The sequence below is a fragment of the Planctomycetota bacterium genome (assembly GCA_016872555.1).
GTDB lineage: Bacteria > Planctomycetota > Planctomycetia > Pirellulales > UBA1268 > F1-20-MAGs016.
In genome coordinates, this window is record VGZO01000156.1 from 1 (window position 1) to 1,144 (window position 1,144).

Annotated in this window: 1 protein-coding gene; it reads right to left on the reverse strand. The window is 50.5% G+C overall.

The window, feature by feature from the left end:
- Positions 1-98: 98 nt before the first annotated feature.
- Positions 99-944, reverse strand: coding sequence for a hypothetical protein (locus FJ309_17680; GenBank protein ID MBM3956405.1), 846 nt, complete (start codon positions 942-944; stop codon positions 99-101).
- Positions 945-1,144 lie beyond the last annotated feature (200 nt).

The following is a 1,144-nucleotide window of genomic DNA, read 5'->3' on the forward strand; positions in this document are numbered from 1 at the left end:
AGGACATGATTTTGCAAGAAATTTTTTTATACAGTCACACTGAAACCCGCTCCGGACAAAAAATTTTTTTATAGCGTCACATCCAATTTTTTTTATAGTTACAAACAATTTTTTTTCGTACCGTCATTTACATTTTCTTTTTTTTGCGCTCTCACAACTAGAGTTTTTTTTTGCGCTCTCACAACTAGAGTGAAAAGTCCATTTTTTTGGTCATCAAAGTCGATGAATTCGTCCGGCTCGCTCGCTGCCGCTACTGCCTTGACCATTCTTCGGTAGTTGGCTGGCAGGTCGTCCGTCTCATCGCTGTCATCATTGAGGACCTGCACCGCGCGGCCGCGCTTCGGTGCTGGCTTCGACTTCGGTACTGGCTTCGATTTTGGCACTGCGTCCTTGTCATCACTGTCATCAGGCTCTGTGCGCTGCCGTTTCGGCGAAGCGGGCGCAGCGGCAGATGGCGAAGAGGCTGGGGGGCGCTTCTCCCCGCTGCGCTTCTGCGCAGCTTTCTCGCGCGCGGCGTGCACCTGCTTCACCACCGACACCGGAATCTGGGCCTGCAGCGCCTCCCGCAACGGCGCCTTCATGAGGGACCCGTCAGCCTTTGGACCAAGGCCGCACAGCACCCACGCGCGCTCGATATAGTTCAGTCCCTTGTAGGGCCCCTCCTTGATTTTCTCGGTGTTAAGCTCCTCCGCGATGCGCTGGAACTGCTGGGCAAACCAGCTATAACTTGGGTGGGGTATCTTGGCGACGTTCGGGTGCTCCGACGCGAGCGCAATGATCTTGTTGTAGTAGGCGGGGCGCAATTTGCCCCGGATGAACTTCATCAGTTCATCGGCAGGTTGCCACGCCCACGTCGCGTTCGCAACACCGCGCAGGGCCCTGTTGCCGTTGTCCTCCACCAAGGCTAGGTATTGAGTATTGACTATAGCAAGAAAATTGGCCACGGACACAAATCTGCAAGAAATTTTTTTTTACAGTCACAACGAAACTCGCCCCGGACAAAAAATTTTTTTATACAGACACATCCAATTTTTTTTTAAGACACGCGATTTGGTGAGAAAATTTTTTTATAGCGTCACATTCCCATTTTTTTTTGTGACATTTTACTGTACTACTACTACTACTACTACTACTGTACTCAGTT